Consider the following 269-nt stretch of genomic DNA (forward strand, 5'->3'; position numbering starts at 1 on the left):
TGCCAAAGCTGCACTACCAACTCATATCTGATTGTTGATAGAAAGAGAGAGAGAAAGAAAGCTTAAGGACCTGTAACGGTAGCCATCCGATGTAGCAACTAGGCAGCAATGAGCATCTGCAGACACTTGACGACGTCGCCGTCAGCCTCGCGCAACTTGCGGTCCGCCTGCTGCATGGAAATCTCCATCTCTTGCGCGATTAGCGTCACGTCATCTTTGCTGATCTTCACAGCTGCTAGTTTCTTCTCTAACAGCCGTTCCGCCTCCTT

At 50.6% G+C, this 269-nt stretch carries 1 protein-coding gene; it reads right to left on the reverse strand.

Features of this window, described 5'->3' with window-relative positions; all coding sequences use genetic code 11:
• Nucleotides 1–98 precede the first annotated feature (98 nt).
• Nucleotides 99–230, reverse strand: coding sequence for a huntingtin-interacting protein K (locus L9G74_RS22860; RefSeq protein WP_369123389.1), 132 nt, complete (start codon nucleotides 228–230; stop codon nucleotides 99–101).
• Nucleotides 231–269: the final 39 nt, after the last annotated feature.

It is taken from the genome of Shewanella electrica (genome assembly GCF_022321485.1).
In the GTDB taxonomy this organism is placed as follows: Bacteria; Pseudomonadota; Gammaproteobacteria; order Enterobacterales; family Shewanellaceae; genus Shewanella; species Shewanella electrica.